The organism is Arthrobacter sp. PGP41 (assembly GCF_002953935.1).
Classification (GTDB): domain Bacteria; phylum Actinomycetota; class Actinomycetes; order Actinomycetales; family Micrococcaceae; genus Arthrobacter.
In genome coordinates this window covers 3,847,357-3,873,166 of the sequence record NZ_CP026514.1, presented here as the reverse complement: position 1 = coordinate 3,873,166, position 25,810 = coordinate 3,847,357, and the positions used below count along the sequence as shown (strand labels likewise).

The following is a 25,810-nucleotide window of genomic DNA, read 5'->3' as shown; positions in this document are numbered from 1 at the left end:
ACTTCACATTCTTTGAAAGCGCTGGAATTATTCTGTGGGCGTGGTCTATGCACAGGATTCGTGCAGGCAAATGAAGGGGCTGCCCGTGGAACTCAGCGAAGACGACCTGGCACTCATCCAGGTACTGCAGTCCTCTCCGCGGCTCGGCTGGGCGGATGCGTCAAAGGTGCTGGGCGTCCACGCCACCACGCTTGCGGCCCGGTGGGAGCGGCTGGCATCAAGCGGGGCAGCGTGGGTCACTGCCCACCTGGTGGGGGATCCCCAGCAGATGCTCCTGGCGTTTGTTGCGGTGGACTGCGAGATGCACCAACGCGACAGCGTCACGGCGCAACTGGCGGCCGTGCCGGAGATCGTCACCGTCGAGGAGGCGGCCAGCAACCGGGACCTGATGCTGACCGTCATCACGAAATCACTGGACGAGTTCAGCAGCCGGGTTGTTTCCCGGCTGAAGGCCATCGAGGGGCTCACCAAGTACCAGACGGCGCTGTGCACGCGGCTTCACACCAGCGCGGACGAGTGGCGCCTGAACGTCCTGGACCGGACCCAGCTGGCGACCCTGAGGACGCTGGGTGCTTCGGCCGGTGCGCGGACGCGGGGGCCGGACCCGCAGGGCGAACTGCCGGCAAGCCACCTGGACCTGTTGCCTTACCTCGCACGGGACGGACGCGCCACCGCGGCGGACATCGCGCGGGGGCTGGGGCGCCATCCGGCGACGGTGCAGCGGCAGCTGAACCGTGTGCTGGCCAGCGGCATCCTGCTGTTCCGGTGCGAGATTGCGCAGGCCTACTCTTCCTTCCCGGTGACCTGCCAGTGGTTCGCGAACGTTCCGGCCGGCCGCCATGAAGCTGCCGCTGCCGAGATCCGCACCATCAGCAACGTCCGGCTCAGCGCATCCACCACGGGCCCCACCAATTTCGTGATCATCATGTGGCTGCAGTCCCTGGCAGACGTGATGAACGCCGAGCTGGCGCTACAGCAGAAGGTGCCGGACATCGAACTGGTGGAGAGCGTGGTGATGCTGCGGACCGTCAAGCGGGTCGGCTGGATGCTGAAGGAGGATACGACGTCGAGCGGCGCGGTGGTGGTGGAGGCCGGAGGGCTGCCGGCTGCGGAGTGAGCCGTGGACGTCCCGGCCCGCCTCCCGGAAAGGGGGCGGGCCGGGGATTTTGGGGCTGCTACTGGGACAGCTCGGCCACCTCATGCGCCTCAAGGCGGCCCCGGCCCGGTGGAACCGGTGCGGCCGCAACCTTGCCGCGTGCGCTCTTGCCGAAGGGCTTCCGGGAGTTGGGCGGATCAACAGAGATTGGCTCGGGGGATTCGCCGGCAGGGTTCGCGGGTCGCCGCAGGTGCCAGTCCGTCACGGCCTGGTACGCCGCGGCCACGGCAAGGAGCCGGTCCTCGGCGAAGGGCTGGCCGCCGAGGATGGTGCCGATGGGAACGCCTGCGGAGTCGAAGCCGATGGGCAGGGCGAGTTCCGGCAGGCCGATGGCATCGAACGGGTTGGGGCTGGTCTGCAGCACCACGTCGCACTGCTCGAACAGGTCGTCCAGAACGCGTTCCAGCAGCAGGACCTTGGCACGCTGGCCCAGCACATACTCGTTGGCGCCGAGCATGGAGCCCTGCAGCCAGCCGGTCACGGATACCCCGAAGCTGCGCAGGTCCTTGCGCAGCACCGGCAGGAAGGGCTCGCTGCGTTCCGGCAGCCGGACGTTGTTGAATGCAGTGCTGGTGAGGGTGTCCCAGTCCTCCGGCAACCGAACGTTGACCACCTGGATGCCTTCAGTCCCGGCGAGCTTGTCCAGGAACGCCTTCCGTGCCGCCGCCGTTTCCGATGAGCCCGCGGTGAAGTCCGGGATGACGCCCACGCGGGTACCCCAGCGCGTGGCCACCTTGTTGCCGCGCTTCACCGGGGTGGCGGCCTGGATCAGGTCCGGAACCGGCGGAAGCCCCAGTGTCCGCGGATCGTTGGGATCCTCGCCGGCCATGGCGCTCAACATGATTGCCGCGTCCTTGGCATCCCTGGCGAGGGGGCCGGGGTGGTCGCGGGTATAGCTCAAGGGGATGATGCCGTACAGCGAAACCCGGCCCATGGTGGGTTTGAGCCCGGTGAGGTTCTGGGCGTTGGAGGGCGCGGTGATGGAACCGCCGGTCTGGGTTCCCACGCTGGAGGTTGCCATCCGGGCAGCCACGGCCGTGGCTGAGCCGGACGAGGATCCGCCGGGGTTGGTCTGCGGATTCCCCGGCGTCCATGCGTTGACGGTGGTGATGCGGCCGTCAGGCGTGGTGGCACGGGTGGTGGCGAGCGGCCCCATCTGGGTCTTGCCAAGGATGATGCCGCCGGCACCCGCCAGCCTGGAGACCGCCGTCGCGTCAAACGGCGGAACGAAGTCCTTGAAGATGTGGGAATTGGCCGTCGTGGGATAGGCGCGGGTGTAGTAGTTGTCCTTGATGGCCAGGGGAATGCCATGCAGGGGACCCTTGTACGCCGCGCCGGCCAGGGCGCGGGCGCTGGCAAGGGCGTCGTCGGCGGCGACGAGGTTGAAAGCCTGGTAGTCCGCATCAAAGGCGCCGATCCGGTCAAGGTAGGCCTCCACCAGCAGTTCTGCGCTGAGCCGGCCTTGCCGGATGAGGCTTGCTGCTTCCGCGATGGTCAGTTCGGTGATGTCGGCCAGGGCCTCGGGCCGGACGTCGCCATAGGCGTCCGGGTTGATGCCGGCGGGCACTGCTGCCGAGGGCGCCGCGTGGGCAACTGCTGGAAGCGCCACCGCCCCCAACGAGGCGGCCGCAGCCAGCGCAGTGAACCTGTTGACGAACGACCGGCGGTCGATGCTGCGGTCCATGGGCTGGCTGTTCGAGCTTTCCGCCGGGTTCATGCCGTCCTCCGTGCAGTGTCAATCGAGGGGTACAGGGCGGGAGGAACTGCCTGCTGTGACAAGAGCGCAGGGTCCGCACTGCCTGCCGGGCCGGCGAAAGGCAGTTGGTAGGCGCTGAGTTCAGCGACTGTGGTGCGCATGAAGGAGCGCAGGCTGGCCAGGACCGACGCCTGGCCCGGGCTTCCGGTTTCCGGGTCGCTGGCGGTTCCGGCGGGAAGCTGGGTGAGGTCGATGCCGAGCGAGGCGAGGCGGGCCCGGATCATGGTGTCCAGTTCGGCGTCGGTGGGGGGAGTGAGGGGCATGATGCTCCGTTTCTTCGGGGCTGGGTGCAGCCCGTGCAGCTGAGACAAGGGGATACTTTCACTCCCCTGTGGCGCTGTCATGTCACATAAGTTGCCGGCTCATTTCCCGCCGCCGGGGCGCAGCCGGCCGTTTCGGTTTAATAATTCCGCATTACGGATTTATCTTTCCGGAAACATGGGTTCCCTAGCGTGGCTCGTGACCCTGCGGCATCCCGTGTGCCGTCCGTCCTTTACGAACAGGTACTGGAATGAACTTCACCGCCGACGCAGCACCCTCCCCGCAATCACCAACCGGGGCAGCCAGGAAACCGCTCTACAAGTCCCTCTTTTTCCAGATCCTGGTTGCCGTCGTCGCAGGCATCCTGATCGGCCACTTCTGGCCAAACATCGGCGCAGCGCTTCGCCCCTTGGGTGACGGCTTCATCCAGCTGATCAAGATGATCATCGCACCGCTGATTTTCCTGGTGATCGTCACCGGCATCGCGGCGGTCAGCGACGTCAAGGCCGTGGGCCGCACCGGCGTCAAGGCGCTGACCTACTTCACGGCGGCCACCCTGTTTGCCCTGGTCTTCGGCCTCGTTGTGGGGAACCTTGTCCAGCCCGGCGCGGGACTGAACATCGATCCGGCGTCGCTCTCCCAGGACGCGCTCAATGCGAAAACCGCAACCGCCCCGCCCAAGGATGCCGGCGCCTTCATCCTGGGAATCATTCCCACGAGCGTGGTGGGCGCCTTTGCCGGCAACAGCCTGCTGCAGGTCCTGTGCTTCGCGGTGTTCTTCGGTGCGGCGATCGTCGTCGTCGGCCGTGAACGCTGCCTGCCGGTGATCACCCTGATGGAAACGGTGCTCGAACTGTTCTTCAAGATCATGGGCTGGGTCATGCGGGTGGCTCCGGTGGGAGCCTTTGGCGCCATGGCCTTCATCATCGGCCAGTACGGCCTGGGCTCGCTGGGCACCTATGCGCTGCTGATCGCGGCCTGCTATGGCGCGGCAATAGTGTTCATCGGTCTGCTGTTCGTTGTGGCATGGGCATATCCGCGGGTGCCGCTGTGGCAGTTCATGAAGTACACCCGCGAGGAATTCCTCCTGGCACTGGGCACCGCGTCCACCGAGTCTGTGCTGCCACGCATCATGACCAAGCTGACCAACGCCGGCTGTTCCCGTGCCACCACCGGCCTGGTGATCCCCACCGGATACTCCTTCAACCTGGACGGCGCCGCGCTGTACCTTTCCATCTCGCTGCTGTTCCTGGCGCAGGCCTTTGGCTACAACCTGGACCTGGGCCAGCAGCTTGCCGCCCTCGGGGTCCTCATGCTCACCTCCAAGGGAATGGCCGGCGTACCCGGTTCGGCGTTCCTGGCGCTCTCCGCCACCGCGGGTGCGCTGGGGATCTTCCCAGTGGCCGGCGTCGCGCTGCTCCTTGGCGCGGACCGGCTGATGGACTCCATGCGCGTAGTGGTGAACCTGCTGGGGAACTGCGTTGCCACTTTTGTGGTGGCCAAGTGGGAGGGCCAGTTCGACCGTGCCGCCATGTTGCGTGCCTTTGCCGGTGACATTACGACGGCGGAGGCGGCATCCGGCCCGCCCGGCACCGAGGTGCCGGGCGGCCCCGCAGTGGTGACCGAAATCGAACGGTCCCACCCGGTGGAAGCCCCAGCCGTGGAGACTTCCCCTGCGACGGCGCGGTAGCGCCGCGTCCTGCCGTCCCCGTCCTGCACACTGTCCCTATGACGTTTGCGAATGTGGGAACCCTTGAGACCAAGCCCGGCCAGCGCGACGCCGTAGTTTCCATCCTGGTCCGGCCCATGGCCGGGCTGAAGGAGGCAGGCTGCCTGCTCTACGAGGTGGGCATCAACGATGCCGCGCCGGATACGGTGTTCGTGTGTGAACTGTGGGAATCACCGGAGGCACACCGGGCTTCGTTGGAACTGGACAGCGTGCAGGAGGCCATAACCGAGGCCATGCCCCTGCTGTCCGGTGAAATGGGCGGCCATCAGTTCACGGTCCTGGGCTCTCCGCTGCGTTAGGTTTCACCGCCGTTGCCCTGTGCTTTGACCCTGCCGGTAAGTAAGCTTCACGCGACGGACTTACACGGAGCAAAGGGGTAAGGAAGACGCATGAAACCGCTGCCTGCACTGGAACTTGTTACCCGCCTGGAGGATGCCGAGTGGCTGGATCCCCTTTCCAAGAAGGTCCGAAAAGTGGTGAAGCGCGTCATCCGGCCCAAGTGGGCGCGCGACGTCCTGCACGGGGTCCCGATCGGGCACCCTGTGCACCCGCTGGCGGTCCAGGTGCCGTTGGGTGCATGGATATCCGCCGCCGTGCTTGACGCCTTGCCCGGCAACGACCGGGCCGCCGCACTGCTGATAGGAGTGGGAACCGGCGCCGCTGTGCCTACCGCGGTGGCCGGCTTTACCGACTGGACCCAGTTGCACCCGCAGCAGCAGCGGGTTGGACTTGTCCACGCTGCTGCCAACATCACCGCCACGAGCCTTTACGCCGCCTCCCTGGTTGCACGTGCCCAGGGAAGCCGGGCAGCCGGCAAGGCGCTTGCGTACCTTGGCCTTGCCGCAGTGGGCGCTGGCGGTTTCCTGGGCGGCCACCTCACCTACCGGCAGGCGGCCGGCGTGAACCACAGCGAGGAGATCCCGCACCGCTTCCCGAGCGGCTGGCAGCCCCTGGCACCGCTCGCGGAACTGCCGGACGGCAAGCTCCACAAACTTGTTGTTGCCGAAATCCCGTTGCTTGTCTACCGGGAGGCAGAAGACGTGCGCGTTCTGTCCGATGTCTGCAGCCACCTCTCCGGGCCGCTGCACGAAGGCAAGCTGAGGGGCGGAAGGCTTCAGGCCGGGGCGGTTCGGGCTGGCGGGGCTTCTGGCGGTGGTGATGGCAGCGGCGACCCGTGCGTCGTCTGCCCCTGGCACGGAAGCACCTTCTCGCTCCGTACGGGGGAAGTCCAGGCTGGCCCCGCAACGGCACGGCAGCCACTGTTCGAAACCCGTGTGAGCGACGGCCTCGTGGAAGTCTGCCTGCCGGGGGCCGGCTGAGCTTTTTGGTTACCTCAGCCTGACATCAAGTCCTGGAGCGCATCTTCTAGGGTGCTCCTTCCCGCGGGCAGGAGCCCCGGCATTTTAGCAGGGGTGAGTCCGGGCGGCCAGTGGGTGAGATCCAGCCGGGTGGTTCGTCCTTGGTGGCTGGTGTGGGTTTCCAGCCGCTGCCGTCCCGCAGCCTGAGCCAGTTCCTCATCGCCTTGGTGACCCGGTAGCTGGCCGGCCGATCTCCAGCGGTGCCCCGCCCCTCGGATCGACCAGGACCCGGTGGAACGACTCCGCCCCGTTAGCCACAAGGCCCCGGGCCATGGACGCCGGGATCGGGCCGTGCCCGTCCAGCATCGCCGGCTCATCAGTCAGGCCGAGCAGGGCGGTTCCCCGGGCGAGTGCGTTGAGCCGGTTCCAGATCGCCAGTGCCTGGTCCGCGGGCAGGCGCGCGGCGACCCAAGCCATCCCGTCGCTGTCCGGCCAGCACTCCACCCGCCGGTCCGCCACACCCTTGGCGTGGCGCTTCTCCAGCGATTCGGGGTGGCGGCGTTCCCGCCAAGTTCTGGCCTTGGCCTTGAACCGGTAAGCCGGCATCTCCCCGATGGTGGCCGCTCCGGCCGGTTTTGGTGTATCCGGATCCAGGGAATGGGCCTCCAGGGCGGCTGCCCCAGCGTGCGCCCAGGAAATCGTCCCGGACTCCAACGCGGCAAGGGTCCGGGCAGGGACGTGGTCAGGGCGCAGGACTCGGCCGGCAGGGCGCCGGCGGCCCGGTCACCGATCACCAGCGCACACCCCACTTCGGCCGCCAGGCTCCGGTTCTGGGCCGTTGCCTCATGCGGCGAGGACGCCGGAGCGTTCAGCACGCTCGTGGCGGCAGCGAACACTTGAACCGCGTGCGCCCTCAACGCCGCCAGCTTCGCCTCGGACCGGGCCAGCCCGCCTAGAACATCCGAAGCCCCATCAGCGACCTGCTGCAACGGATCGTCATCAGCCCCGCCAACAAGCCCGCCAGCAGGACCGGAACCAGGCGCACGGGAAGGAGCGGTACCGCTGCCACTGAGCACCGCCTCACAAGCAGCCACAGGTGCGTCTACTGCCGCATCCGCCTCCGCCACCGGGTTGCTGTCCATGAATCCATCTTGGCGGTGGGGTCTGACATTCAACGTCCGGACAACGGAACACCGCTACCCCGGCGGCGTGACCCACTCGCCCCGGCGCAGCACTCCCCCAAGACGCAGGTCCCGGTCAACAAGGACGACGTCGGCACGCATGCCGGCGCGCAGGTCTCCCACCTGCAAGGACAGTCCCAGGACGGAGGCAGGTACGGCCGTTGCCGCGAGGACCGCAGCCTGAAGGGTGACGCCTGCCGCAACCGTGGTCCGCACAACGTCCAGCAAGGTAGCGGTTCCACCCGCGATGGCACCGGTGTTGTCCACCCTGGCCACGCCCCTGTCCACCGTGACAGCCAGTGTCCCCAGCCGGTACTGGCCGTCGTGAAGGCCGGTGGCGGCCATCGAGTCGGTGACCAGTGCGATGTTTTCTGCCCCCACCAGCTCGAACACCATCTTGACGGTTTCCGGGGCAAGGTGGACGCCGTCGGCGATCAGCTCCACCACGGCGTTGCCTGCGTGCGCAGCCCGGAGGCTGGATGACACCGGTCCGGGGGAGCGGTGGTGCAGGCCGGGCATGGCATTGAACAGGTGCGTGACGGTTGGGCGCGTCCTGGCGGAGGGGCTGCCCGGGGCCGCGAGTCCTGCGGCCGCCTGTTCCAGGAAGGCTGCCGCGGTGCTGGGGTCTGCGGCAGTGTGGCCCAGGGAGGGAATGATCCCCCGCGCAGTGAGCATGGCCGCAAGGGCTCCAGCGCCCGGAAGTTCCGCTGCTAATGTCATTGAGGCCAGGGACGGGCCGGCCGCTTCAAGCAGCTCGGCCACCAGTCCGGCGTCGGGTTCGCGCAGCAGCGCGGGGTCGTGTGCGCCGCACTGTGCCGAAGCGAGGAAGGGGCCCTCAAGATGGGAACCGGCGATCAGCCCCTCATCCGCCAGGCCCCGCAGGGCTTTGAGGTTCCGGACCAGGTGCTCCGGCGATCCCGTCACCAGGCTCCCCAGCAGCGTGGTGGTTCCGCGGCTGTGCAGGTATTGTGCCGCGGACCGGGCACCCTCGACGGATCCTTCGGAGAAATCCGAGCCCAGTGCCCCATGGCAATGCAGGTCCACCAGCCCGGGCAAAAGGACACGTCCGGCAACGTCCGGCCCGGCACCTTCGGCCCCGCCTGAGTCCGGCACGGAAAATCCCGACGCCGGGCCCGCGTAGGTGATCACGCCGCCGTCGACCGCCACGACACCATCGGGGACGTCCATGCTTCCGGTGACAATGCGGCCACGAAGAATCAGTTCGGGGCTCATGGTTCCAGTCCTCGCGTCGTCAGTGCTGCCGCCAACCGGGCTGCCAGGTCAGGATCGGCGGCATCTGCGCGGTCCGTGCCGGAACGGCCGTTCAGGCGTGGCCGGGCGGAGGTGTGCACGGCGTGGACGCCGATGCCGAGCAGTGACGGTACCAGGTCAAGCGTCACTCCTCCGCCGGCCATGATCTGGACCGTCGGAGCGTGCGTGCGTCCCAGCCCGACCAGGCCGCCCAGCATGGCGAGGCCTGAGCCGCAGTCCGGACTGCCGCCGCTCGTCAGGACGCGGTCCACGCCTGCCTGCTGGAGCCGGGCCAGCGCGTCCGCAGGGTCGGCGCCGGCCGCGAGGGCAGCATCGAACGCCCGGTGGAACGTGATTTCCGCAGACGGATTGGACCGGCGTGCCGCTTCAACGATCCGGCGGAGGGCAGGAACGTCCGGCCCGCCGTCGGCCCCGAGCAGCCCCACCACGACACCGGCGGCCCCGGCGGCCAGCGAGGCGGCCACGTCGCGCTCGATGACGTCGAGTTCGTCATCGGAGTAGGCGAAGTTGCCCGGGCGCGGCCGCACCAGGACGTGGACGGGCAGCCCGACGCGGCAGGCCTGTTCCGTCATCCCGATGCTGGGTGTGATGCCCTCGGTTTCGGCGAGGGCTGCGCAGAGCTCCACGCGGGCCGCGCCGACGGCGGCAGCCAGCCGCACGCCGTCGGCATTTTCCACGGCAAGCTCCAGCTGCGGCCGGCTGACGACAGCCACCGGCGTACCCTGGCCCGTGCTCAGAGCCCCTGCCACGCCGGCTTCCGTCCGAACGTGTCCTGGTAGTAGGCCCGGTGGGCCAGCAGCGAGGCCGCGGCCTCGTCAACCAGGACCGTGACATGCGGATGCAGCTGGAGCGCGGACGCGGGGCAGTTGGCGGCGACCGGGCCCTCGACGGCGGCCGCGATGGCCTCCGCCTTGGCCTCGCCCATGGCGAGCAGCAGCAGGTGCCGGGCCTCGCGGATGGTGCCCAGCCCCTGCGTCAGGACATGGTCCGGCACGTCGTCCGCGTGGTCGAAGAAGCGGGCGTTGTCCTGCCGCGTCTGCCGGGTGAGGGTCTTGATCCTGGTCCGGGAGGCCAGTGACGACATCGGTTCGTTGAACCCCACGTGGCCGTCCGTGCCGATGCCCAGGATCTGGATATCCACCCCTCCCGCAGCTGCAATCCGCGCCTCGTACTGCTCCGCCTCGGCCCGCAGGTCCTCCGCCATCCCGTCCAGCCCATGTACCGCGTCCGCATCGAAATCCACGCTGGCCGTGAACTCGTCCCGGATCACCGAGTGGTAGGACTGCGGGTGCGTGCTGGGCAGGCCAACATACTCATCGAGGAGGAAGGCTTGCGCCCCGGCAAAGCTCAGGCCGCCGGTCCGGTGCCGTTCGATGAGCTCCTGGTAGGTGCCCAGCGGGGTGGACCCGGTGGCGAGGCCCAGGACGGACGGGCCGCGGCGGACCTGTTCCTCGATGGCGTCCGCGGCCGTGCGTGCTACGTCGGCAGGGGCGGGAAGGATGATGATTTCCACGGTGAAGATACTTTCGGTTGCTGGCGCCGTTGCTTGGCGGCGGGGTGGGCGGGGGAGGGGGATGCCGCTACTTGGCGGCGTCTGTCTCCACAGTGACTTCGTCGTCTTCGCGGCCGGGCGTCCGCAGGTTCCAGCGCTTGATGACGATGGAGAAGAGGAAGTAGTAGACCACCGCGTAGCCCAGTCCGATGGGGATGAGCAGCCAGCCGTTCTCCGACTTACCGAAGTTGAGGACGAAGTCGATCAGCCCGGCAGAGAACGTGAAGCCATGGTGGATGTCCAGGGCATTGACCAGGGCCATGGACGTCCCGGTGAGGACTGCATGGACGATGTAGAGCGGGAAGGCGACGAACATGAAGGAGTACTCAAGCGGTTCGGTGATGCCGGTGAAGAAGGCGGTGAGGGCGGTGGAAAGCATGATGCCGCCCACGATCTTCTTTTGCGAGGGCTTGGCGTGGCGCCAGATGGCAAGGGCTGCTGCCGGCAGGCCGAACATCATGATGGGGAAGAATCCGGTCATGAAGATGCCTGCGCTGGGGTCGCCGGCGAAGAAGCGGTTGAGGTCGCCGCGGACAAGCTGTCCCGAGGCGTCGGTGTAGTCGCCAATGAGGAACCACACGGCGGAGTTGAGGATGTGGTGCAGGCCGGCCGGGATGAGCATGCGGTTGGCGAAACCATAGACGCCGCCACCGGCCACGGCGTTGCCGGCTACGGCTTCGCCCACTGCCGAGAGCCCGGCGTTGAAGAGCGGGTAGAACAGGGCAAGGACGACGCCGGCTGCCAGGCTGGTGACGGACGTCAGGATGGGCACCAGGCGGCGGCCGCTGAAGAAGCCCAGGAAGTCCGGCAGTTTGGTGCGGTAGAACCGCTGCCAAAGCATGGCGGACAGCAGGCCCACCACAATGCCGGCCAGGACGCCGTAGTTGATCATGGCGGGCTTGCCGGCGGGGTCAACCTGGCCGGCCAGGACCAGGGGGGACATGGCCTTGAAGACGCCGTCAATCACCATGTATCCCACCACTGCTGCCAATGCGGTGGAACCGTCGGCCTTCTTGGCCCAGCCGATGGCGATGCCGACGGCGAAGATGAGCGGCAGCCAGGTGAAGACGGCGTTGCCCGCGGCGGAGATGACGGCTGCGCCGCCTTCGAAGCCGGGGATCGCGCCCAACAGGTCTGCCTGCCCGATGCGAAGCAGGATGCCGGCGGCGGGGAGGACGGCGATGGGCAGCATCAGGCAGCGGCCCAGCCGCTGGAGGGTTGCGAAGGCCCTGTTCGGCTTCTTCTCTGGAGCCAGGGCGGTGGTCTCGGACGTTGACATGGTTACACCTCTGCGGGATCGGTGGGGGCTTGTGAAGAAACGGTTCCAGCCGGTACTGTCTGGTTATGACCAGTTCAGTGTGATTCATCCCACGAGCGCATGTCAAGGTAGAACTTCTACGGGGCAGGCGCTGACAGTTCCGATGAACGGGAACATAATTGGTCGCACTTGGGCCGCCGGTCCTGGTGCTGAAGCAGTGCTCCCCGGGGCACCGTCAGAAAGGGCAGCCATGTCCAAAGCAGAAAAGATCATTGAGGGCCTTGGCGGAGCCGCCAACATCGTGGAAGTCGAGGCCTGCATCACCCGCCTGCGCACCGAGGTGAAGGACGGGTCGCTAGTCAACGAAGCCACTTTGAAAGCGGCCGGAGCCCACGGCGTCCTCGCAGCAGGCACCGCAGTCCAGGTCATTGTTGGCCCGGAGGCGGACAACCTGGCCGAAGACATCGAGGACCTGCTCTGATGCCGGAAACGCTTGTTGTCCTCGCGCCCATCAGCGGCAGCGTGGTTCCTTTGTCGGACGTTCCGGATCCCGTCTTCGCAGGCCAGATGGTGGGTTCCGGCGCGGCCGTTGAGCCGCCGGCAGGAGAGTCGTTCGACGTCGTGTCCCCCGTCGCCGGAAAAGTGGTCAAGCTCCTGCCGCACGCCTTTGTGGTGGTGGAGTCAGCCGGGCGGGGAGTGCTCACCCATGTGGGCATCGACACGGTCAAGCTCAAAGGCGAAGGCTTCAAGCTGCTGATTGCCCAGGGCGACACCGTTGGCGCCGGTGAATCCGTGATGCACGTGGACCCCGCCGCCGCCCTGGCGGCCGGTTACTCAATGGTGAGTCCCGTCGTCGTCCTCGATACCAAGCCGGACACGGCAACGCTCATGGCAACGGGTGCGGTGACTGCCGGCGCAGGCCTGTTTTCGCTGGACTAAGACGCTGGCAGGGGGCTAGAGCCGGACTTCCATGGTGAGCGAGTAGCGGTCCGAGCGGTACCAGGAGCGCGAATGCTCGATGGCCAGGGGGCCTGAATAGGACACCCGGTCGAAGGCCAAAACCGGCGCCCCGGTTCCGGTTCCGAGGAGTGCCCCCACATCCGCGGGGGCGCCCTCGGACCGGACGCTTTGCCGCGCCCGGTCAATCTGGTGGCCAAACTGCGCCGCCAGTGCTTTGTACACGGATCCGGTCAGGTCGATATCCAGCAGGCCCGGGGCGTGCTCGGGGCTGTACCAGGCGTCGTCGACGCTGACCGGGCGGCCGTCCGCCAGCCGGAGCCGCTTGAGATGAATCGCTTCAGATCCAGGGGCAAGGCTCAGCGCTTCGGCAGTGTCCGCGGGGACGGCGGCGGTTTCCGCCACCAGTACTACGGTGCTGGGAACGTGTCCCATCGCCTCCATTTCCTGGGTGAAGGAGGCGAGGTGCAGCGTGGACTGCACGGGGGAATCCGCCACGAAGGTGCCCTTGGCGGGAACCCGGACCAGGTGGCCCTCGTTGACCAGGCGTCCAATCGCGGCGCGGACCGTGATCCGGCTGACGCCGTAGGAATCCATGAGGGTGCGCTCGCTGGGAAGCCTGGCGCCGGGCTCCAGTTCTTCCCTGGCCAGCTTGAGGATGATGGTCCGCAACTGCTCATGCTTGGGGATCTGGGAGTTGTGGATGGTGGGGCCGGACGGCGGAGCGCTGCTCGCTGGTGGTGCTGTGGCTGGCACGTGTGCCCCCTCCGGTCCGTGGAGCGGTCCGGTAAGGACCACTGCAACGGATTATTCCATATGGACGCCGGGCTGGCGGATCCCTGCGGCCCGCCGTCATCCCGGAGCTGTGCACCATATTTCCAGCGGAGGGTTGCATCCCTTAGGCTAGGAACACTAAGCATGCTTCCTATTTCTTGTAAGGGGTTGTACCTGATGCGAAGAGTACCTGCGCTTGGAGTATTGGCAGCAGCGATGATTGCGCTGGCCGGCTGTACGGGCGGCGGTGGTGGAACTGCCAGCCCTTCGGCTTCGGCGACAGCGTCGGCTTCCGCTACAGCTGAGGCGAAGGTTTACAGCGAGGATGAGCTGCGCGAGCTGATCTCCGGCATGTCTGATGACGACGGCAATGAATTGAAGCTGTATTCCAAGGAGCAGGTGGACCAGGGCGGAAACATCGCCAACCTGCTCCTGAGCGCCGCAACCGTGGATCCTGCAGACTGCAAGGACATCGCCACGGCCGGGCTGCTGGACAAAGTGGAAGGCGGCGACGTAGCCGTGGCGCTTTCTGAGGGGGACCAGCCCCGCAGCCTGTCCGCCCAGTCAGGCAGCGAGGGGCCGGACGCAGTGAAGGTGCTGGCTGACATCAGCGGCAAGATGGACCAGTGTGCCAAGTTCTCCGTTGAGGCCCTGGGGCAAAAGTACGAGGTCGCCAGCGAGGAGGTGAACGCGGAGACTGACGCCGAGAAGACCTTCGCCACCCTGAGCACGCGCAGCGGTGAAAACCAGCAAAAGCTGATGCAGGTTTCCGCTGCCCAGGGGCGGCTGCTGGTGGTTGCCACCAAGAGCGGCGCCAACCTCGGGGACCCGGACCAGAAGGAGCTTGAGGACCTCATCAACGAGGTGCTGAAGAAGGCCGACGGCGGCAGCGGGACTTCCAGCCCGACGTCCACCAGCACGTCCCGCTCCACCGGCACGTCCTCGCCGGGCGGTTCAGCTTCACCTACGGCAACGGAGAGCGCGTCGACGGGCACCGCGACGTCCTCGGCTTCGCCAACGGCATCGCGCTAGGGTTTCATCGCGCTGGGGCTTCACGCCTCTTGGGGAGGGCGGGCTGACTGTGGGTCCGCCCGCCCTTGTCCGCCCGTCCTGTGTCCGTGCGGCGCTTAGTCACCGTGCGGCGCGGGCTGTGGTGCCGTCGTCGGAGGCGCCAGTTGGCGGATGACGCACGCCAGGCGCTGCGCCATCTCCGGGACAGGCACCGAGGCGTCAACCTTCAGAAAGCCGCTGAATTCCGGCAGGGCACGGTACGCGTCCGCGAAGGCAACCAGGTCCTCCAAGGTCTCGGCGTCCGTGCCGCGCTCGACAATGCGGTGGTGGGCCACCTCAGGGTCCACCTCGAGGTGCACGACGGCGTCAGGGGCCGGAAGCACGTTCAGCAGCCACGGGAGCAGGCGGCCGCGCCCCAAGCCTCTTGTTTTCCGGAGCGCCAGCTGGCAGTACAGGTGCCGGTCCATCACTGTCAGGCCGTCGAAACGGCTGGCACGGAGGTGGTTTACCAGCACGTTCCACATCCGGAACGTGGTCTCCAAGGCGTCCGCAGCGCTGCCAGGCAGGCGAATCCCCAGCTTCGCGCATAGGACGGACATGCTTCGCCGGCCGGCATGGTTGTTCAGCAGCAGTGCATGGCCGCCTTCGGCTTCAACGGCAGATACCAGGGCGCGGGCGGCCGAGGACTTTCCCGAACCGTCAATCCCGGTCAGGACAATGATCATGTGGCCTCCTTTCGCCATTGGGTTTAACGCAGCGTACGCTCCGGAAGTCCCGGCTGAGTCGCAATTCACAGGTGCCGGGCCGCATTTGCCAGGTTCCGGCTGCCGGACGAGGTCAGCCCGTAGGGTGGAGAACGGTACCGTGCAAACCCCGCCGGACACCGCAGTTCCCAAGCGAAAGGCAGGACCATGACCGCTGGCAATGACGAGCCCAAGAACACCGCAGACCTTCGCGGCCCCGGAGATCCGGACGAAGCCGGGGAATCCAACGAAGCCAAGCAGGCCCCGCAGAGCGGCCAGCACCCGGAACTGCCCGGTGCCGGCAACATCCGGGAAGAGCAGCAGGCGCATGCTGCAGGAACCGTTCCGGCATCCTACACGGGCAGCGGCGAACCGCCCCGGGAACACAAGCCCGAGGAAACGCTGCAGGAGCCGGGAACCTGGGACGACGAGGTCTAGCGCAGCAATGATCACCCGCGCCGACGTGGAACTGGCAGCGCGAAGGACCGCTGGCCTCACCCGTGTAACGCCTGTCCTCGAAGGCGACCCGGAAGCCTTCCCCGGCCCGGTGTGGTTCAAATGCGAATTCATGCAGCACACCGGAACGTTCAAGGCCCGCGGAGCCCTCAACCGGGTTCTTGCTGCCAAGGAACGCGGGGAGCTGAAGCCGGATGTCGGCGTCGTGGTGGCCTCCGGCGGCAACGCCGGACTGGCCAACGCCTACGCAGCCGCACAGCTGGGCGTCCCCGCAACCGTGTTCGTCCCCGCCGCCGCGCCCGCCGTCAAGGTAGGAAAGCTGAAGGCCATCGGAGCAGCAGTGGTGCAGGGCGGGGCCGAGTACGCGGAGGCCTACCAGGCGGCCGTCAGGCATGCCGGCGAAACCGGGGCGGTCTATTGCCACGCCTACGACCAGCCCGAAATTGCCGCTGGTGCCGGAACGGTAGGGCTCGAGCTGCTCGACCAGCTGGGCGGTGTGGACACCATCCTGGTTGCCGTGGGCGGGGGAGGGCTGATGGCAGGAATCGCGGCGGCCGTCGAGGGCCGGGCCAAAGTGGTGGCGGTAGAGCCGGAAACGGCACCGACGCTGCACGCAGCGCTGGCCGCCGGAGCGCCGGTTGACGTCCCCGTATCGGGCATAGCGGCGGACTCCCTCGGTGCCCGCCGCATCGGTGACATCGGCTTCTCTGTGGCGGTCCGCGCCGGTGTCGCAAGCGTCCTGGTGTCCGATGGCGACATCATCGAAGCCCGCCGGAAGCTGTGGGATGACTACAAGATCATCGTGGAACACGGCGCCGCTGCCGCTTATGCCGCGCTTACTTCCGGCGCCTTCGTCCCGGGCGTCGGTGAGCGAGTGGCGGTAGTCCTGTGCGGAGCAAACACGGATCCGGCCACCCTTGGGTGACCGGATCCCCACGGCAGCGCAGCGCGCCGCCTGCAGCCGGAGTCAGCCGGAAATCAGCTGCAGAACTGGCTGTACGTGGCGCCGGCTTTCTCATAGCCGGACTGGAGCTCGCCGAGCTTGGCCTCGTCCGGCGTTTCCTTGGCCTGCTCGTCCGTGTACTCAAGGATCGATGCAAGGGCACCCTTGAGGTCGTCTGAGGCGACGGCGTGAATGGGACGGATCTGGTTGGCCAGGCGGTTCATGCCGGTCTTGCCGGCGTTGTTGGCCGGGTTGGACACGACGGACTGGATCCGCTCGCAGGTTTCCGCGGTGGTGAGCTGGTTCGAGGCAGTGCAGGCAGTTGCGGAGACAACGAGTCCGGCGGCGATCAGGGCTGTGGCGAATTTCTTCATGGGTCCCTCAGTAGTTGTTTGAGGTTTCGATTGTAAGCAGAACGGGGCCCCCGATGTCTTGGCGCGCACCCTGCAGGTGCCTGTGCCGGCAACACCATCGTGCGGAGCTGCCGCAGACCGGGCCGGCAGTTAACGTCTCCAAAATACGATTTCGCGACGTTTGCTGCCAGCCAGTTGGCGTGCCGTCAGGGGGTCCGGGTCGCCTTGCCCAGGTTTTCCTTGAGCTCGGCGGCGTCCTGCTGGACAACGTACGCCGGGCGGTCCCGCTCCACGCGCCAGCTGTCCTCCAGCAGGCCGATGTTCACGGTATCGAAGCCGAATTCGTCATAAAGGCGGGTGACCAGTTCGGCGGCCTCCGGATAGTCGCTGGCCGTTGCCAGGGCCCGCCGGTCCCCGGCTACGGAAGGCTTCCCGTCCGTGGTGATCTCGGCGGCCATAATGTGGTTGAAGCCCTTGGCCACCTTCGAGTCGCGCAGGTGTTCCTGAAGCAGCCCGGACGTGGTGGCCTCGCCATTGTTCAGGGCAGGGATGCGGCCGTCCCGTTCCCAGTAGTAGTTGTTGGCGTCAATCACCACCTTGCCGGCCAGCGGCTCAACCGGGACGTCCCTGTAGTTCTTCAGCGGAACGGCGACGACGGCGAAATCACCGGCCGCCGCTGCCTCCGCAGGAGTTGCGGCCCGGGCGTTCGGGCCGAGTTCCGCCACCAGCCCGGCCAGCGTTTCAGGGCCGCGGGAGTTGCTGATGGCTACGTCGTAGCCCAACTCCACTGCCTTCCGGGCAATCTGGCTTCCAATATGTCCTGCACCAATGATTCCGATTGTTGTCATGTCCCCGGCAACAGCGACCCGGGCAAAGATATTTCAGGGCGGGCCGGGGAATAAATCCGCGCGCCGGCGGTCACTTTCCCAGGTAGCGTCCCGGGCGATGGTTCAGGGCCAGGATGAAGTTCAGGAGGACGGCTCCGGCGGCGGCGAGCAGCACCATCAGGGGAGCCACCACGGCCAGCGCCGCCAGGACGATCGCCACGTCCAGCACCATCTGGACGTACCCGGCGCGCCACTTCAACTTCTCCTGCAGCAGTAGGGCAAGGATGCTGAAGCCGCCCAGGCTGGACTGGTGCCGGAATAGGATCAGCAAGCCGACGCCGGCGAGCAGGTTGCCGCCCAGCACGCCGTACACCGGGTCGATGTGCAGGGCGCCAAGTGCCCAGGGGTGCAGGCCGGACATGGCCGAAACCAGACCGATGGCGGCCCCCGTCCGGAGGGCAAAGTTCCAGCCCTTCTTCCAGACCGCCAGGGCAAAGAAAGGCGCGTTCACCGCCATGAAGATAACGCCGAAAGAAACCGGGAGGGAGTAGCTGAGCAGCAGCGCCAGGCCCGCCGTTCCGCCCGTGACAGCCTGGCTGGACTTGAGCAGGAACAGGCCCAGTGAGGCGGTGAAGGCGCCCGTGAGGATCCCTAGGACATCTTCGATGGCGGAATGGCGGACGGCCGACGGCGGCACGCGGCCTGGTGCCGCCGGTCCCAGGTCCGGCGTGGTTGGGGCGGCGGTGGTTTCGGGTGACGCGGTTGGCGTGCTCACTGGGCGGCAAACCGCCCGCGGTCCGCGAGCACGGCGAGCACCCGGTTGTTCGTTTCCCTGTCCGCCAAGGTGACCCGGACGCCGTCGCCCGCGTATCCCCGTGCAAGGATGTCGGCGTCGGAAAGCGCTGCAAGGATCTGTTCCCGCAGCCCGTCAGATGCCCGCAGCCAGTAGAAATTGGCCTGGCTGTCCGGGACAGTCCAGCCGGACTGGCGCAAGGAGGAAACAACGCGGGTGCGCTCCTCCGCCACCGCATCGGTCCGTTCCCGGATCTCAACCTGCGCGTCCAGTGACGCCGCCGCGGCCGCCTGCGCCATGCGGTTGACGCCGAATGGAATGGCGGTGCGCCGCAGCCCCTCAGCCACGGCCGGGCGGGCGATGGCGTAGCCGATCCGCAGCCCGGCCAGCCCGTAGGCCTTCGAGAAGGTCCGCAGGACACACAGGTTCTGGTGCCGGCGGTAGAGTTCCAGGGAATCCAAACCCGGGCCCCGCTGGAATTCGATGTAGGCCTCGTCCAGCACCACCAGGACCTGCGGCGGCACGGCTCCGAGGAATTCCTCCAGCGCGTCCGCCGGGATGGACACGCCGGTGGGGTTGTTGGGAGAGCAGAGGATTACCAGCCGCGTCCGCCCGGTGACGGCAGCGGCCATGGCAGGAAGGTCGTGGTGCTCGTCGTCGCGGAGCGGGACGGGGACAGGCACGGCGCCGGCCACCGTCACCAGGATGGGGTAGGCCTCAAAGGAACGCCACGCGAAAACCACCTCGTCGCCGTGGTTACATACCGCGGAAATGATCTGCTGCAGCACCCCGGAACTTCCCGGCCCGGCAGCAACCTCATCCGCGGACACCGAGAGGTGGCGTGCGATCGCGTCCCGGACGTCCACGGCGCCCATGCTTGGGTACCGGTGGATCCTGCGCGTCTCGGCAGAGATCACGTCGATGACCGAGGGCAGGGGATCGAAGTGGCTCTCGTTCGAGGCGAGGGCGGCAGTCAGGGCCGTTTCCGCGCTCCTCCCGGCAATGTAAGCGGGGAGGTTTGCGACGGCGGAACGCACCTCGGGTGCCGGTGCCTGGGGAAGGATGGTGGCCATGAAGGCATCGTGGGGCAGCGCGGAGCATCTGCGCAACACGAGCAAATCAGGCAGGACAGATCAGGGTGGAGAAGGCCCGGCAACATGACAAAATGCTCACTATGCACCTCATCGATGCCTTGGACGCCGAAATCCTCTTGGCCATGGACGCGGATCCGCAGGCCACGGTCCTGTCCCTGTCGCGGACGTTGGGCGTGGCCCGCAACACGGTGCACGCGCGGCTCCGGCGCCTGGTCAACGACGGCAGCCTGGCCCCGTTCAGCCAGCGCGTCCGCACAGACGCCCTCGGCCTGCCGCTGATCGCCTTCATCTCGATCTCCATCAGCCAGTCCGCCAGCGATGAGGCCATGGCGGCACTGCGCACCATTCCGGAAATCATCGAGATGCACGCCACCACCGGCGACGCGGACCTGCTCGCGAAAGTCGCCGCGAAGGACCCCGCCGATCTCCATAGGGTCACCCGCAGCATGCTGGCGATCGCCGGCGTCGTACGAACCAGCACGGCCATGTCCCTGGTGGAGGTCATGCCCGCGAGGACGCTGCCGCTCCTGCAGGCGGCAGCGGGCCGGCCGCGCGGCGACGCAGCCGCGAGGCTTTGACGGGACCAAACGGGAGATATTGTTCCGTAGCGTTCAGTCCAGGCCGGAATTCCTCACCGCGTTCAACGGCGCCAGCGGCACAATCATGGACACGGTTCCCTACGATCCGCCGCGTGGCAGCGTAGCCGCGTGGGGCGACGGCTACGGCAACCGAAAAAGCGCCGTCCGCCTCCGGAAAGGAGGTGGACGGCGCTTTCTGTTGCGCTGCGGCTACATCCTGTTAGTGCTGGCCGAGGTTGCCGCCAACGGGCGGCAGGCCGCCATCGGGCCGGCGCTCATCTTCGCGCCGTTCGCCCGCGCTCAGGTTCTCGCCCTCAACCGTCTCGTCCGACTCCCCGGTGGTGTCCACGAGGCCGTTGGTCTGGTCGAAGGCGTGGCCGATCCTGTCATCGCCCAGGTCGGCGACCGAACCGGTGGAGCCGGCTGCCGCCGTCGTGCCCGTAGTGTCCGCCGGAATCGGCGTGACGGTGACGGGTTCCGAGGGGTTCGCTGGAGTGACCGTTACATCCGCGGCCTCGGCCGTGTCCTGCTTTGAACCGGCCATTGCGGCTGCTGCGCCTGCTGCCGCTGCTACGCCCACGCCGGCGGCCACCTTGCCGGACACGCCGGCCTTGCCGGAATCGCCACGCGATCCCGCGGCGTCTTCCACGCCCGGAGTGCCGACTGGCGCCCCGGAGCTTACGCTGCCGCGCCAGGCACCGCTGGCGTAGCCCTCATCCTCGATGAATTCCTTGAACCGCTTGAGGTCTGCCTCGGCCTGGCGGTCCACAACGTTGAGCTTGTCGCCCACTTTTTCGATGATTCCTTCGGGCTCGTATTCGAGCGTCAGCTGCAGGGAGGTCTGGCCGCCGCCGACGTCCTCGAACTCGACTGCCCCGGCGTTCGTGGCACCTTCGGTAGCTGCCCAGGCGACCTTGCGGTCCGGGACCTGCTCCAGGATCCTGGCTTCCCACTGCCGGCGGATGCCGCCGATCTCGGCCACCCACTCGAGCCGGTCGTCACTGAGCTGCGTCACGCTCTTGACGCCGCCCATGAAGTGCGGGAATTCCTCGAACTGCGTCCACTGGTTGTAAGCGGTGCTTACCGGTACGTTCACCAGAATGCGTTTTTCCACCTTCGTGCTCATAACGTCTCCTTCGCTGTGTTACCGGAAGCTGACAAGTCGGTAAAAATCATCAGCATGCTTACCAACATACCTTTTGGGCGGGCTGGTTTCCAGAGCAACACCCGCAGCCGGGAAGGAACGCGTTCAGTGCTGGCCCAGGCTGCCGTCGATCGGTGGGAGGTTACCCCCGCTGCGGCGGGTCCGGCGTTCGGCGGAACTGTAGCTTTCGCCCTCGGCCGTCTCGTCCGACTCGCCCTCGAAATCCACCATGCCGCCGGTCTGGTCGAACGGGTGCGCGAAGCGGTTGTAGGTCGGCTGCTCGGCCGCCGCCACCGTCGCTCCGGCCGGCGCGGTCGCTCCGGCGGGCGCGGTGGCTTCGGCCTGGGCGGCAGGGCCCCGGTGTTCGATGAAATCCTTGAACTTCTTGAGGTCGTGTTCCGCCTGGCGGCCCACCACATGCAGCAGGCTGCCCACCCTTTCCACTACCCCGGCGGGCTTGTACTCCAGGGTCAGGGTGAGCTCGGTCCGGTTATTGCCGGCGTCCCTGAAATCGACCGCGCCGGAGTTGGTGACGCCTTCAACCGCGGCCCAGGCCACCCGCCGGCCGGGAAGCTGCTCAAGAATCTTGGCTTCCCACTGCCGCCGCACCCCGCCAATATGGGCCATCCACTTGAGGCGGTCATCGCTGAGGCGGGTCACGCTCTCCACGCCGCCCATGAAGCGCGGAAACTCCTCGAACTGGGTCCACTGGGTGTAGGCGGTGCTGACCGGTACATCGACCACAATCCGTTTCTCCACTTTCGTGCTCATGACGTCTCCTTTGACTGAACCGAAACCGATGAGAAAGCTGGTCATCAGTAGCTTAAGTTTGCTCCGTCCGGACACTCCCCACCACCCCTTCAGTAACGCAGGGGACGGTCAGCCGGGGAGGTGCTTGCCGATCAGCGCCAGGTTCTGGATCACCGCCAGGCCGAACTGGGAGGTGTCGTTGGTGGAGACGGTGGGTGCCTCGTGCACGCGCAGCAGCACGTGCGGCGGCTCGATCTCCCGGAGCGTGAACGCCGACCCGTGATTGAGGTGTTCGCCTCCTTCGGCAAAGCCCGCCCAGGCCCGGGCAGCGAGTTCGGGGTCATCCAGCCGGGCCGCAGCATAGGCGGTCAGCCGGCTGTGCGCCTGCGTGAGGTGGATGCCCTCAAGCGGCTGGCCCACGGCGTCCATCTGTTCCTCCTTCGTGGCCAGGAAGAGCCGGCAGTATTGCAGCCACGCCCGCTCAAAGTCCGGATCGGGGACCAGGTCCACCAGTTCGCTGCAGATCTCCACCAGCCCGAACACTGCACTGAGGTGGGAGACCTGGAGCAGCTCGCGGCCGGTGTCGAACCGGCCCTTGTCCAGGTCGTACAGCGCCTCGCCGGTGAGGAAGCCGTACTTGAGGGCGCCAATGTCTGCCATGGTGCCCAGGAGGCGGTCCCGGGACCGGGGGTTGCCCGTGCGTTCCCAGTCCGTAAGCCAGGTGGCTGCGAGCGAACCCCAGTCCGTGCCGAGACCCACCCCCAGGGCGCCGCGGTCCGGCCGGTATGTGTCGGCGTCGGGCCGGACCTTGCGCACGGGATCCAGGCCCAGGAAGTTCTGGTCGCTGTCCACCAGTTCGGTGAGCAGGTCCCCGGTCCGTTCGTCCGCTGTGAGGTAGTAGTAGAAGCGGCGGTAGGCGGGCGTGCTGATGCGGAGCTGCTTGGCGCTGCAGCCCCAGTGCTGGACGTTGTGCCGGGAGCCGAGGCCGCGCCAGGCTCCCAGGTGGTAGACGTCCACTTCCCCGGTGTGCCGGGTCATTGCCTCGGCGAACCGGAAGATGTCCGCCCGGCCGGAGCGCAGGTACGAGTACCAGAGCCACAGGTCGGGGGAGAGCTCGGAGTTGTCCCATGCGTAGCCGCCCACGTCATACCGCCATACGTGCCGGTCAAGGTCGTAGGTGTGCATCACGTCGCCGTAGTTCCAGAACCCGTACCAGCGGCGCTGCTCCACCTGGCCGGCGTAGAAATCGAAGAGGAAGTCCAGGTGGTCCTCAAGCTCCGCGCGGGCAGGCGTGCTGCGGTCCACGGGAGCCCAGTCGCCGAAGACGCCCACGGAGTGCAGGTACTCCGGGGCGGCCTGGAGCAGGGCGGGGGTGGAAACGGCCAGGGCATCGGCCGCCAGGCTTTCCGTTGACGGCGTGCCCTCGTACGCGAACAGGGTTAACTCATGCGTGCGGGCAATTCCGGTGGGATTGCCGAATCCCGGTTCGTAATCCTCGTACGTGATTTCGAGCCCCTCGAGCTGTTCCTCGAAGGTGTCCTGGCCCAAGCCGTCGTGGTAGAAGCGCAGGTCCATCGGCTGGGCCTCGGGGGAGTACAGCCACGCGGTCAGGGCCGCTTCATCAGTCGCAGCGTTCCGGATGTCCAGTTGGCCGGGGTGCGACTGCCAGAAGTCCTTGATGCCAACACCAAAACCGCCCCGGGCATCGCTTAGCGAGCAGAAGCCGGCCGACCTTGTCCCGCCGGAGATCCCCACCCAGGCGTGGCCGGGCGCGGTGCGCTTGCGCAGCTCGAAGCCGTCGGCGCTGAGCTGGCTGAGCGTAAAGTCGTTCCACGCCGGGATCAAATGCAGCCGCTCCGACACCTCCGGGTTCCATGCCGCGGGCGGCGGGGTGGGCCTGCCCTCCACCTGCGCCCGGCGGACGTCCGTGCCGGGGTCCCGCCGCAGGCCGGTCAGGCCGCGGACCCCTTCGGTGAGGAAGCCGCCGTCGGCCCCTGCAATGCGGACGTGGCGGTCATGGAGTTCGGACGCCAGCGGCACGCTGAACCGGACGCCAAGACCGGCGAGGAAATCCAGCTCCGCGTCGCCGTCCCAGATAAAGGAGTGGACCATCCGGACACTGCGGGCGTTGGCGTAGAAGTAGAACCGGACCACGAACGGGAGCCAGTCCCGGCGGCTGCTTCCGGGAGCGTCCGGCCGGTGCCGCCCCTCCAGCCGCACCACGGCGCGAACGGGTCCGCTTTGTTCAAGCGTGACGGCGGTGACCTCGCCGGTGAAGGCCTCGCGGCTAAAGGTGCCGGGGCCCTCGGATATTCCGTCCTGCAGGAGGCTGGCGAGGCGGGCGTCCCGTGCCACTTCCGTGCCGTTGCGGGTGAGGCTGCTGAACAGGGTAGAGCCGCCGCGGTTGAGCACCATCTGGAGGGCGCCGGTGTCCACTGTGAGGGTGTCAGCGGTTTCCGTGACGGTGACGTCGGTGGCGCCCGACGGCGGGAGATTGCCTTCGCGGGGTGACGCGCCGCCGTCGGACCTTACGAGGTAACCCTCCGACGGCGAGTCCGTGGCGGGAAGCGCGATGCCCGCCCATTTGAGGGAACCGTCGGGCCACGTGGCCAGGGGCCAGGCCTGGGCGGCAACCGGGGATCCGCTGGCGTCCGAGACCGAAAGGGCCCGGGCTGAAGGGACGGAGCCGCGGGCAAAGGGCATTCCCCAGGTGGTTCCGCCGCTGATCTGCGCAGGCGCCTCGCCGTCGAGCCATCTGAGGAGGGTGCTGTCCGTCATGTTATCCACTTCGTCGACTCATGGTGCGTTGGGAAACCGTTTTCTGATTCGTTTCAAAAGTAGACCCGAAACCGGCGGGACCGCAAGGGGTACCCATCATCCGGAGCGCAGCCGGGAACGACGGAATGGTGGAATGGCGACGCGGGTGGCGGAATGCCCTTCATTAAGCGCGCTGCTACTTGCCCTTCCGGGCGGCTTCGTCTGTGTCCGGTCCCTCGGCAGGCTCCTGTGAGTGGGCCCGGATTTCAGTGATATCCGCGTCCGGATCGCCCTCGGCGGGTGCCTCCGCGTGGACCCGCTCGTCCTGCAATGGATTCTCGCTCATGGCTGCTCCTGACCGGGGGACTTCGCTACAGATCATTCAGCGCTCCCCCGTGCGGCGTGTCAAGGACGTACTTCCTCGCTCTGGCAGCACCCGGACTTCTGTGCTGGACTGGTGGGGCAGCGGGCATCAAGCGCCGTCCATTCGCGGCGGCACCTTTTCCAAACAAACATGGACGGCCGGCGCCGCCGGCCCTTGGAAGGAACACTCATGGCACCGTTCAAGATCGGGTACTTCGTGGGGAGCCTGGCCACCGGCTCAATCAACCGGGTCCTCTCCCAGGCTTTGATCAAACTGGCTCCGGAGGACCTGGAATTCACTGAGATTCCCATCAAGGACCTACCCCTGTACAGCTACGACTACGACGCCGACTTTCCGCCGGAAGGCCGCGCCCTCAAAGAGTCCATCGAGGCTTCGGACGGAATCCTGTTTGTATCCCCCGAATACAACCGTTCCATTCCCGGCGCCCTCAAGAACGCCATCGACTGGGGCTCCCGGCCTTGGGGGAGCAACTCATTCGCCCGCAAGCCCACCGGCATTATTGGAGCGTCCGTGGGCAGCATCGGGACGGCGGTGATGCAGTCCTCTTTCCGCAGCGTCCTTAGCTTCCTGGACGCCCCGCAGTTGAACGCCCCGGAAGCCTATATCCACTACAGCGCTGCCGTGTTCGGTGAGGGCGGCGAGGTCAAGGACGAGGGGACCGCCAAGTTCCTGCGCCACTACATGGACGAGTACAGCGCGTTCGTTGCCCGGGTCCTGGCCGCGAACGCGCCCGGCCACATCGGCGACCTTGAACTGGACGAAGGGAAGCTCACCAGGTAGGC

The 25,810-nt window shown here is 67.1% G+C and carries 27 protein-coding genes and 2 pseudogenes; 12 read left to right on the top strand and 17 right to left on the bottom strand.

Features of this window, described 5'->3' with window-relative positions; genetic code table 11:
• Positions 1-70: 70 nt before the first annotated feature.
• Positions 71-1,117 (top strand): Lrp/AsnC family transcriptional regulator, encoded by a 1,047-nt coding sequence (locus C3B78_RS17745; RefSeq protein ID WP_104999233.1) that lies wholly within the window; start codon positions 71-73, stop codon positions 1,115-1,117.
• 58 nt (positions 1,118-1,175) lie between these two features.
• Here the strand turns inward: C3B78_RS17745 and C3B78_RS17740 are convergent, their stop codons facing one another.
• Positions 1,176-2,873 (bottom strand): amidase, encoded by a 1,698-nt coding sequence (locus C3B78_RS17740; protein ID WP_104999232.1) that lies wholly within the window; start codon positions 2,871-2,873, stop codon positions 1,176-1,178.
• A complete protein-coding gene (locus C3B78_RS17735) occupies positions 2,870-3,175 on the bottom strand; it encodes a hypothetical protein (protein WP_104999231.1) in 306 nt (101 codons plus the stop codon). Before C3B78_RS17735 ends, C3B78_RS17740 begins: the two co-directional genes overlap by 4 nt.
• Before the next feature lie 248 nt (positions 3,176-3,423).
• On the opposite strand from C3B78_RS17735, the gene C3B78_RS17730 reads away from it, so the two are divergent.
• From C3B78_RS17730 to C3B78_RS17720, 3 genes are all read left to right on the top strand, one after another.
• Positions 3,424-4,863, top strand: a complete 1,440-nt coding sequence (locus C3B78_RS17730) for a cation:dicarboxylate symporter family transporter (protein ID WP_234005455.1) — start codon at positions 3,424-3,426, stop codon at positions 4,861-4,863.
• A gap of 38 nt (positions 4,864-4,901) precedes the next feature.
• A complete protein-coding gene (locus C3B78_RS17725; RefSeq protein ID WP_104999230.1) occupies positions 4,902-5,201 on the top strand; it encodes a putative quinol monooxygenase in 300 nt (99 codons plus the stop codon).
• 90 nt (positions 5,202-5,291) lie between these two features.
• The gene (locus C3B78_RS17720) at positions 5,292-6,221 is read left to right on the top strand and encodes a Rieske 2Fe-2S domain-containing protein (RefSeq protein ID WP_104999229.1); all 930 of its coding nucleotides are present in this window, start codon (positions 5,292-5,294) and stop codon (positions 6,219-6,221) included.
• A gap of 103 nt (positions 6,222-6,324) precedes the next feature.
• On the opposite strand, the pseudogene C3B78_RS17715 reads toward C3B78_RS17720, so the two are convergent.
• From C3B78_RS17715 to C3B78_RS17695, 5 genes and pseudogenes are all read right to left on the bottom strand, one after another.
• Positions 6,325-7,342, bottom strand: a pseudogene (locus tag C3B78_RS17715) (DUF222 domain-containing protein); the annotation flags it as partial.
• 54 nt (positions 7,343-7,396) lie between these two features.
• On the bottom strand, positions 7,397-8,614 hold the full coding sequence (locus C3B78_RS17710) for an N-acetylglucosamine-6-phosphate deacetylase (RefSeq protein WP_104999228.1): 1,218 nt from the start codon (positions 8,612-8,614) through the stop codon (positions 7,397-7,399).
• Positions 8,611-9,402 carry a copper homeostasis protein CutC gene (locus tag C3B78_RS17705; protein ID WP_199775282.1) on the bottom strand — a complete coding sequence of 264 codons (792 nt, stop codon included), beginning with the start codon at positions 9,400-9,402 and terminating at the stop codon, positions 8,611-8,613. Before C3B78_RS17705 ends, C3B78_RS17710 begins: the two co-directional genes overlap by 4 nt.
• On the bottom strand, positions 9,387-10,166 hold the full coding sequence (nagB, locus tag C3B78_RS17700; protein ID WP_104999227.1) for a glucosamine-6-phosphate deaminase: 780 nt from the start codon (positions 10,164-10,166) through the stop codon (positions 9,387-9,389). Before nagB ends, C3B78_RS17705 begins: the two co-directional genes overlap by 16 nt.
• Before the next feature lie 67 nt (positions 10,167-10,233).
• The gene (locus C3B78_RS17695) at positions 10,234-11,484 is read right to left on the bottom strand and encodes a PTS transporter subunit EIIC (protein ID WP_104999226.1); all 1,251 of its coding nucleotides are present in this window, start codon (positions 11,482-11,484) and stop codon (positions 10,234-10,236) included.
• Between the two features lie 229 nt (positions 11,485-11,713).
• On the opposite strand from C3B78_RS17695, the gene C3B78_RS17690 reads away from it, so the two are divergent.
• Together C3B78_RS17690 and C3B78_RS17685 are read left to right on the top strand one after the other, a co-directional pair.
• Positions 11,714-11,944 (top strand): glucose PTS transporter subunit EIIB, encoded by a 231-nt coding sequence (locus C3B78_RS17690; protein WP_079595209.1) that lies wholly within the window; start codon positions 11,714-11,716, stop codon positions 11,942-11,944.
• The gene (locus C3B78_RS17685) at positions 11,944-12,402 is read left to right on the top strand and encodes a PTS sugar transporter subunit IIA (RefSeq protein WP_104999225.1); all 459 of its coding nucleotides are present in this window, start codon (positions 11,944-11,946) and stop codon (positions 12,400-12,402) included. The genes C3B78_RS17690 and C3B78_RS17685 overlap by 1 nt, the downstream gene beginning before the upstream one ends.
• A 15-nt stretch (positions 12,403-12,417) precedes the next feature.
• On the opposite strand, the gene C3B78_RS17680 is transcribed toward C3B78_RS17685, so the two are convergent.
• Positions 12,418-13,176, bottom strand: a complete 759-nt coding sequence (locus C3B78_RS17680) for a GntR family transcriptional regulator (protein WP_234005454.1) — start codon at positions 13,174-13,176, stop codon at positions 12,418-12,420.
• Between the two features lie 195 nt (positions 13,177-13,371).
• Here C3B78_RS17680 and C3B78_RS17675 point away from each other — a divergent pair, with 195 nt between their 5' ends.
• Positions 13,372-14,226 carry a hypothetical protein gene (locus C3B78_RS17675; RefSeq protein ID WP_234005453.1) on the top strand — a complete coding sequence of 285 codons (855 nt, stop codon included), beginning with the start codon at positions 13,372-13,374 and terminating at the stop codon, positions 14,224-14,226.
• A gap of 95 nt (positions 14,227-14,321) precedes the next feature.
• Here the strand turns inward: C3B78_RS17675 and C3B78_RS17670 are convergent, their stop codons facing one another.
• Entirely contained in the window at positions 14,322-14,930 is a 609-nt protein-coding gene (locus C3B78_RS17670; protein ID WP_104999223.1) for an AAA family ATPase, read from the bottom strand.
• Between the two features lie 186 nt (positions 14,931-15,116).
• On the opposite strand from C3B78_RS17670, the gene C3B78_RS17665 reads away from it, so the two are divergent.
• Positions 15,117-15,386: a hypothetical protein gene (locus C3B78_RS17665; RefSeq protein ID WP_104999222.1), complete on the top strand. Its 270-nt coding sequence runs from the start codon at positions 15,117-15,119 to the stop codon at positions 15,384-15,386.
• A gap of 7 nt (positions 15,387-15,393) precedes the next feature.
• Positions 15,394-16,329 (top strand): threonine/serine dehydratase, encoded by a 936-nt coding sequence (locus C3B78_RS17660; RefSeq protein WP_104999221.1) that lies wholly within the window; start codon positions 15,394-15,396, stop codon positions 16,327-16,329.
• Positions 16,330-16,382: 53 nt separating this feature from the next.
• Here C3B78_RS17660 and C3B78_RS17655 read toward each other — a convergent pair whose 3' ends face one another.
• From C3B78_RS17655 to C3B78_RS17640, 4 genes are all read right to left on the bottom strand, one after another.
• Positions 16,383-16,721 carry a hypothetical protein gene (locus C3B78_RS17655; protein WP_104999220.1) on the bottom strand — a complete coding sequence of 113 codons (339 nt, stop codon included), beginning with the start codon at positions 16,719-16,721 and terminating at the stop codon, positions 16,383-16,385.
• Between the two features lie 185 nt (positions 16,722-16,906).
• Positions 16,907-17,548: an NADPH-dependent F420 reductase gene (locus C3B78_RS17650; protein WP_104999219.1), complete on the bottom strand. Its 642-nt coding sequence runs from the start codon at positions 17,546-17,548 to the stop codon at positions 16,907-16,909.
• Positions 17,549-17,618: 70 nt separating this feature from the next.
• Positions 17,619-18,302, bottom strand: a complete 684-nt coding sequence (locus C3B78_RS17645; RefSeq protein WP_396136687.1) for a YitT family protein — start codon at positions 18,300-18,302, stop codon at positions 17,619-17,621.
• Positions 18,299-19,393 carry a histidinol-phosphate transaminase gene (locus C3B78_RS17640; protein ID WP_104999218.1) on the bottom strand — a complete coding sequence of 365 codons (1,095 nt, stop codon included), beginning with the start codon at positions 19,391-19,393 and terminating at the stop codon, positions 18,299-18,301. The genes C3B78_RS17645 and C3B78_RS17640 overlap by 4 nt, the downstream gene beginning before the upstream one ends.
• A 92-nt stretch (positions 19,394-19,485) precedes the next feature.
• On the opposite strand from C3B78_RS17640, the gene C3B78_RS17635 reads away from it, so the two are divergent.
• Positions 19,486-19,992: an Lrp/AsnC family transcriptional regulator gene (locus C3B78_RS17635; RefSeq protein ID WP_104999217.1), complete on the top strand. Its 507-nt coding sequence runs from the start codon at positions 19,486-19,488 to the stop codon at positions 19,990-19,992.
• Between the two features lie 31 nt (positions 19,993-20,023).
• Positions 20,024-20,146: pseudogene (locus tag C3B78_RS20320) on the top strand (rhamnogalacturonan lyase family protein); the annotation flags it as partial.
• Between the two features lie 66 nt (positions 20,147-20,212).
• Here C3B78_RS20320 and C3B78_RS17630 read toward each other — a convergent pair.
• From C3B78_RS17630 to C3B78_RS19905, 4 genes are all read right to left on the bottom strand, one after another.
• On the bottom strand, positions 20,213-21,118 hold the full coding sequence (locus tag C3B78_RS17630) for an SRPBCC family protein (RefSeq protein ID WP_104999216.1): 906 nt from the start codon (positions 21,116-21,118) through the stop codon (positions 20,213-20,215).
• 123 nt (positions 21,119-21,241) lie between these two features.
• Complete coding sequence (locus tag C3B78_RS17625) at positions 21,242-21,907, bottom strand: SRPBCC family protein (protein ID WP_104999870.1); 666 nt, start codon at positions 21,905-21,907, stop codon at positions 21,242-21,244.
• A gap of 108 nt (positions 21,908-22,015) precedes the next feature.
• Positions 22,016-24,664: an exo-rhamnogalacturonan lyase family protein gene (locus C3B78_RS17620; protein ID WP_104999215.1), complete on the bottom strand. Its 2,649-nt coding sequence runs from the start codon at positions 24,662-24,664 to the stop codon at positions 22,016-22,018.
• 175 nt (positions 24,665-24,839) lie between these two features.
• Positions 24,840-24,989, bottom strand: coding sequence for a hypothetical protein (locus C3B78_RS19905; RefSeq protein ID WP_199775281.1), 150 nt, complete (start codon positions 24,987-24,989; stop codon positions 24,840-24,842).
• A 207-nt stretch (positions 24,990-25,196) separates the two neighbouring features.
• Between C3B78_RS19905 and C3B78_RS17615 the strand changes: the two genes are divergently transcribed.
• On the top strand, positions 25,197-25,808 hold the full coding sequence (locus C3B78_RS17615; RefSeq protein WP_104999214.1) for an NADPH-dependent FMN reductase: 612 nt from the start codon (positions 25,197-25,199) through the stop codon (positions 25,806-25,808).
• Positions 25,809-25,810: the final 2 nt, after the last annotated feature.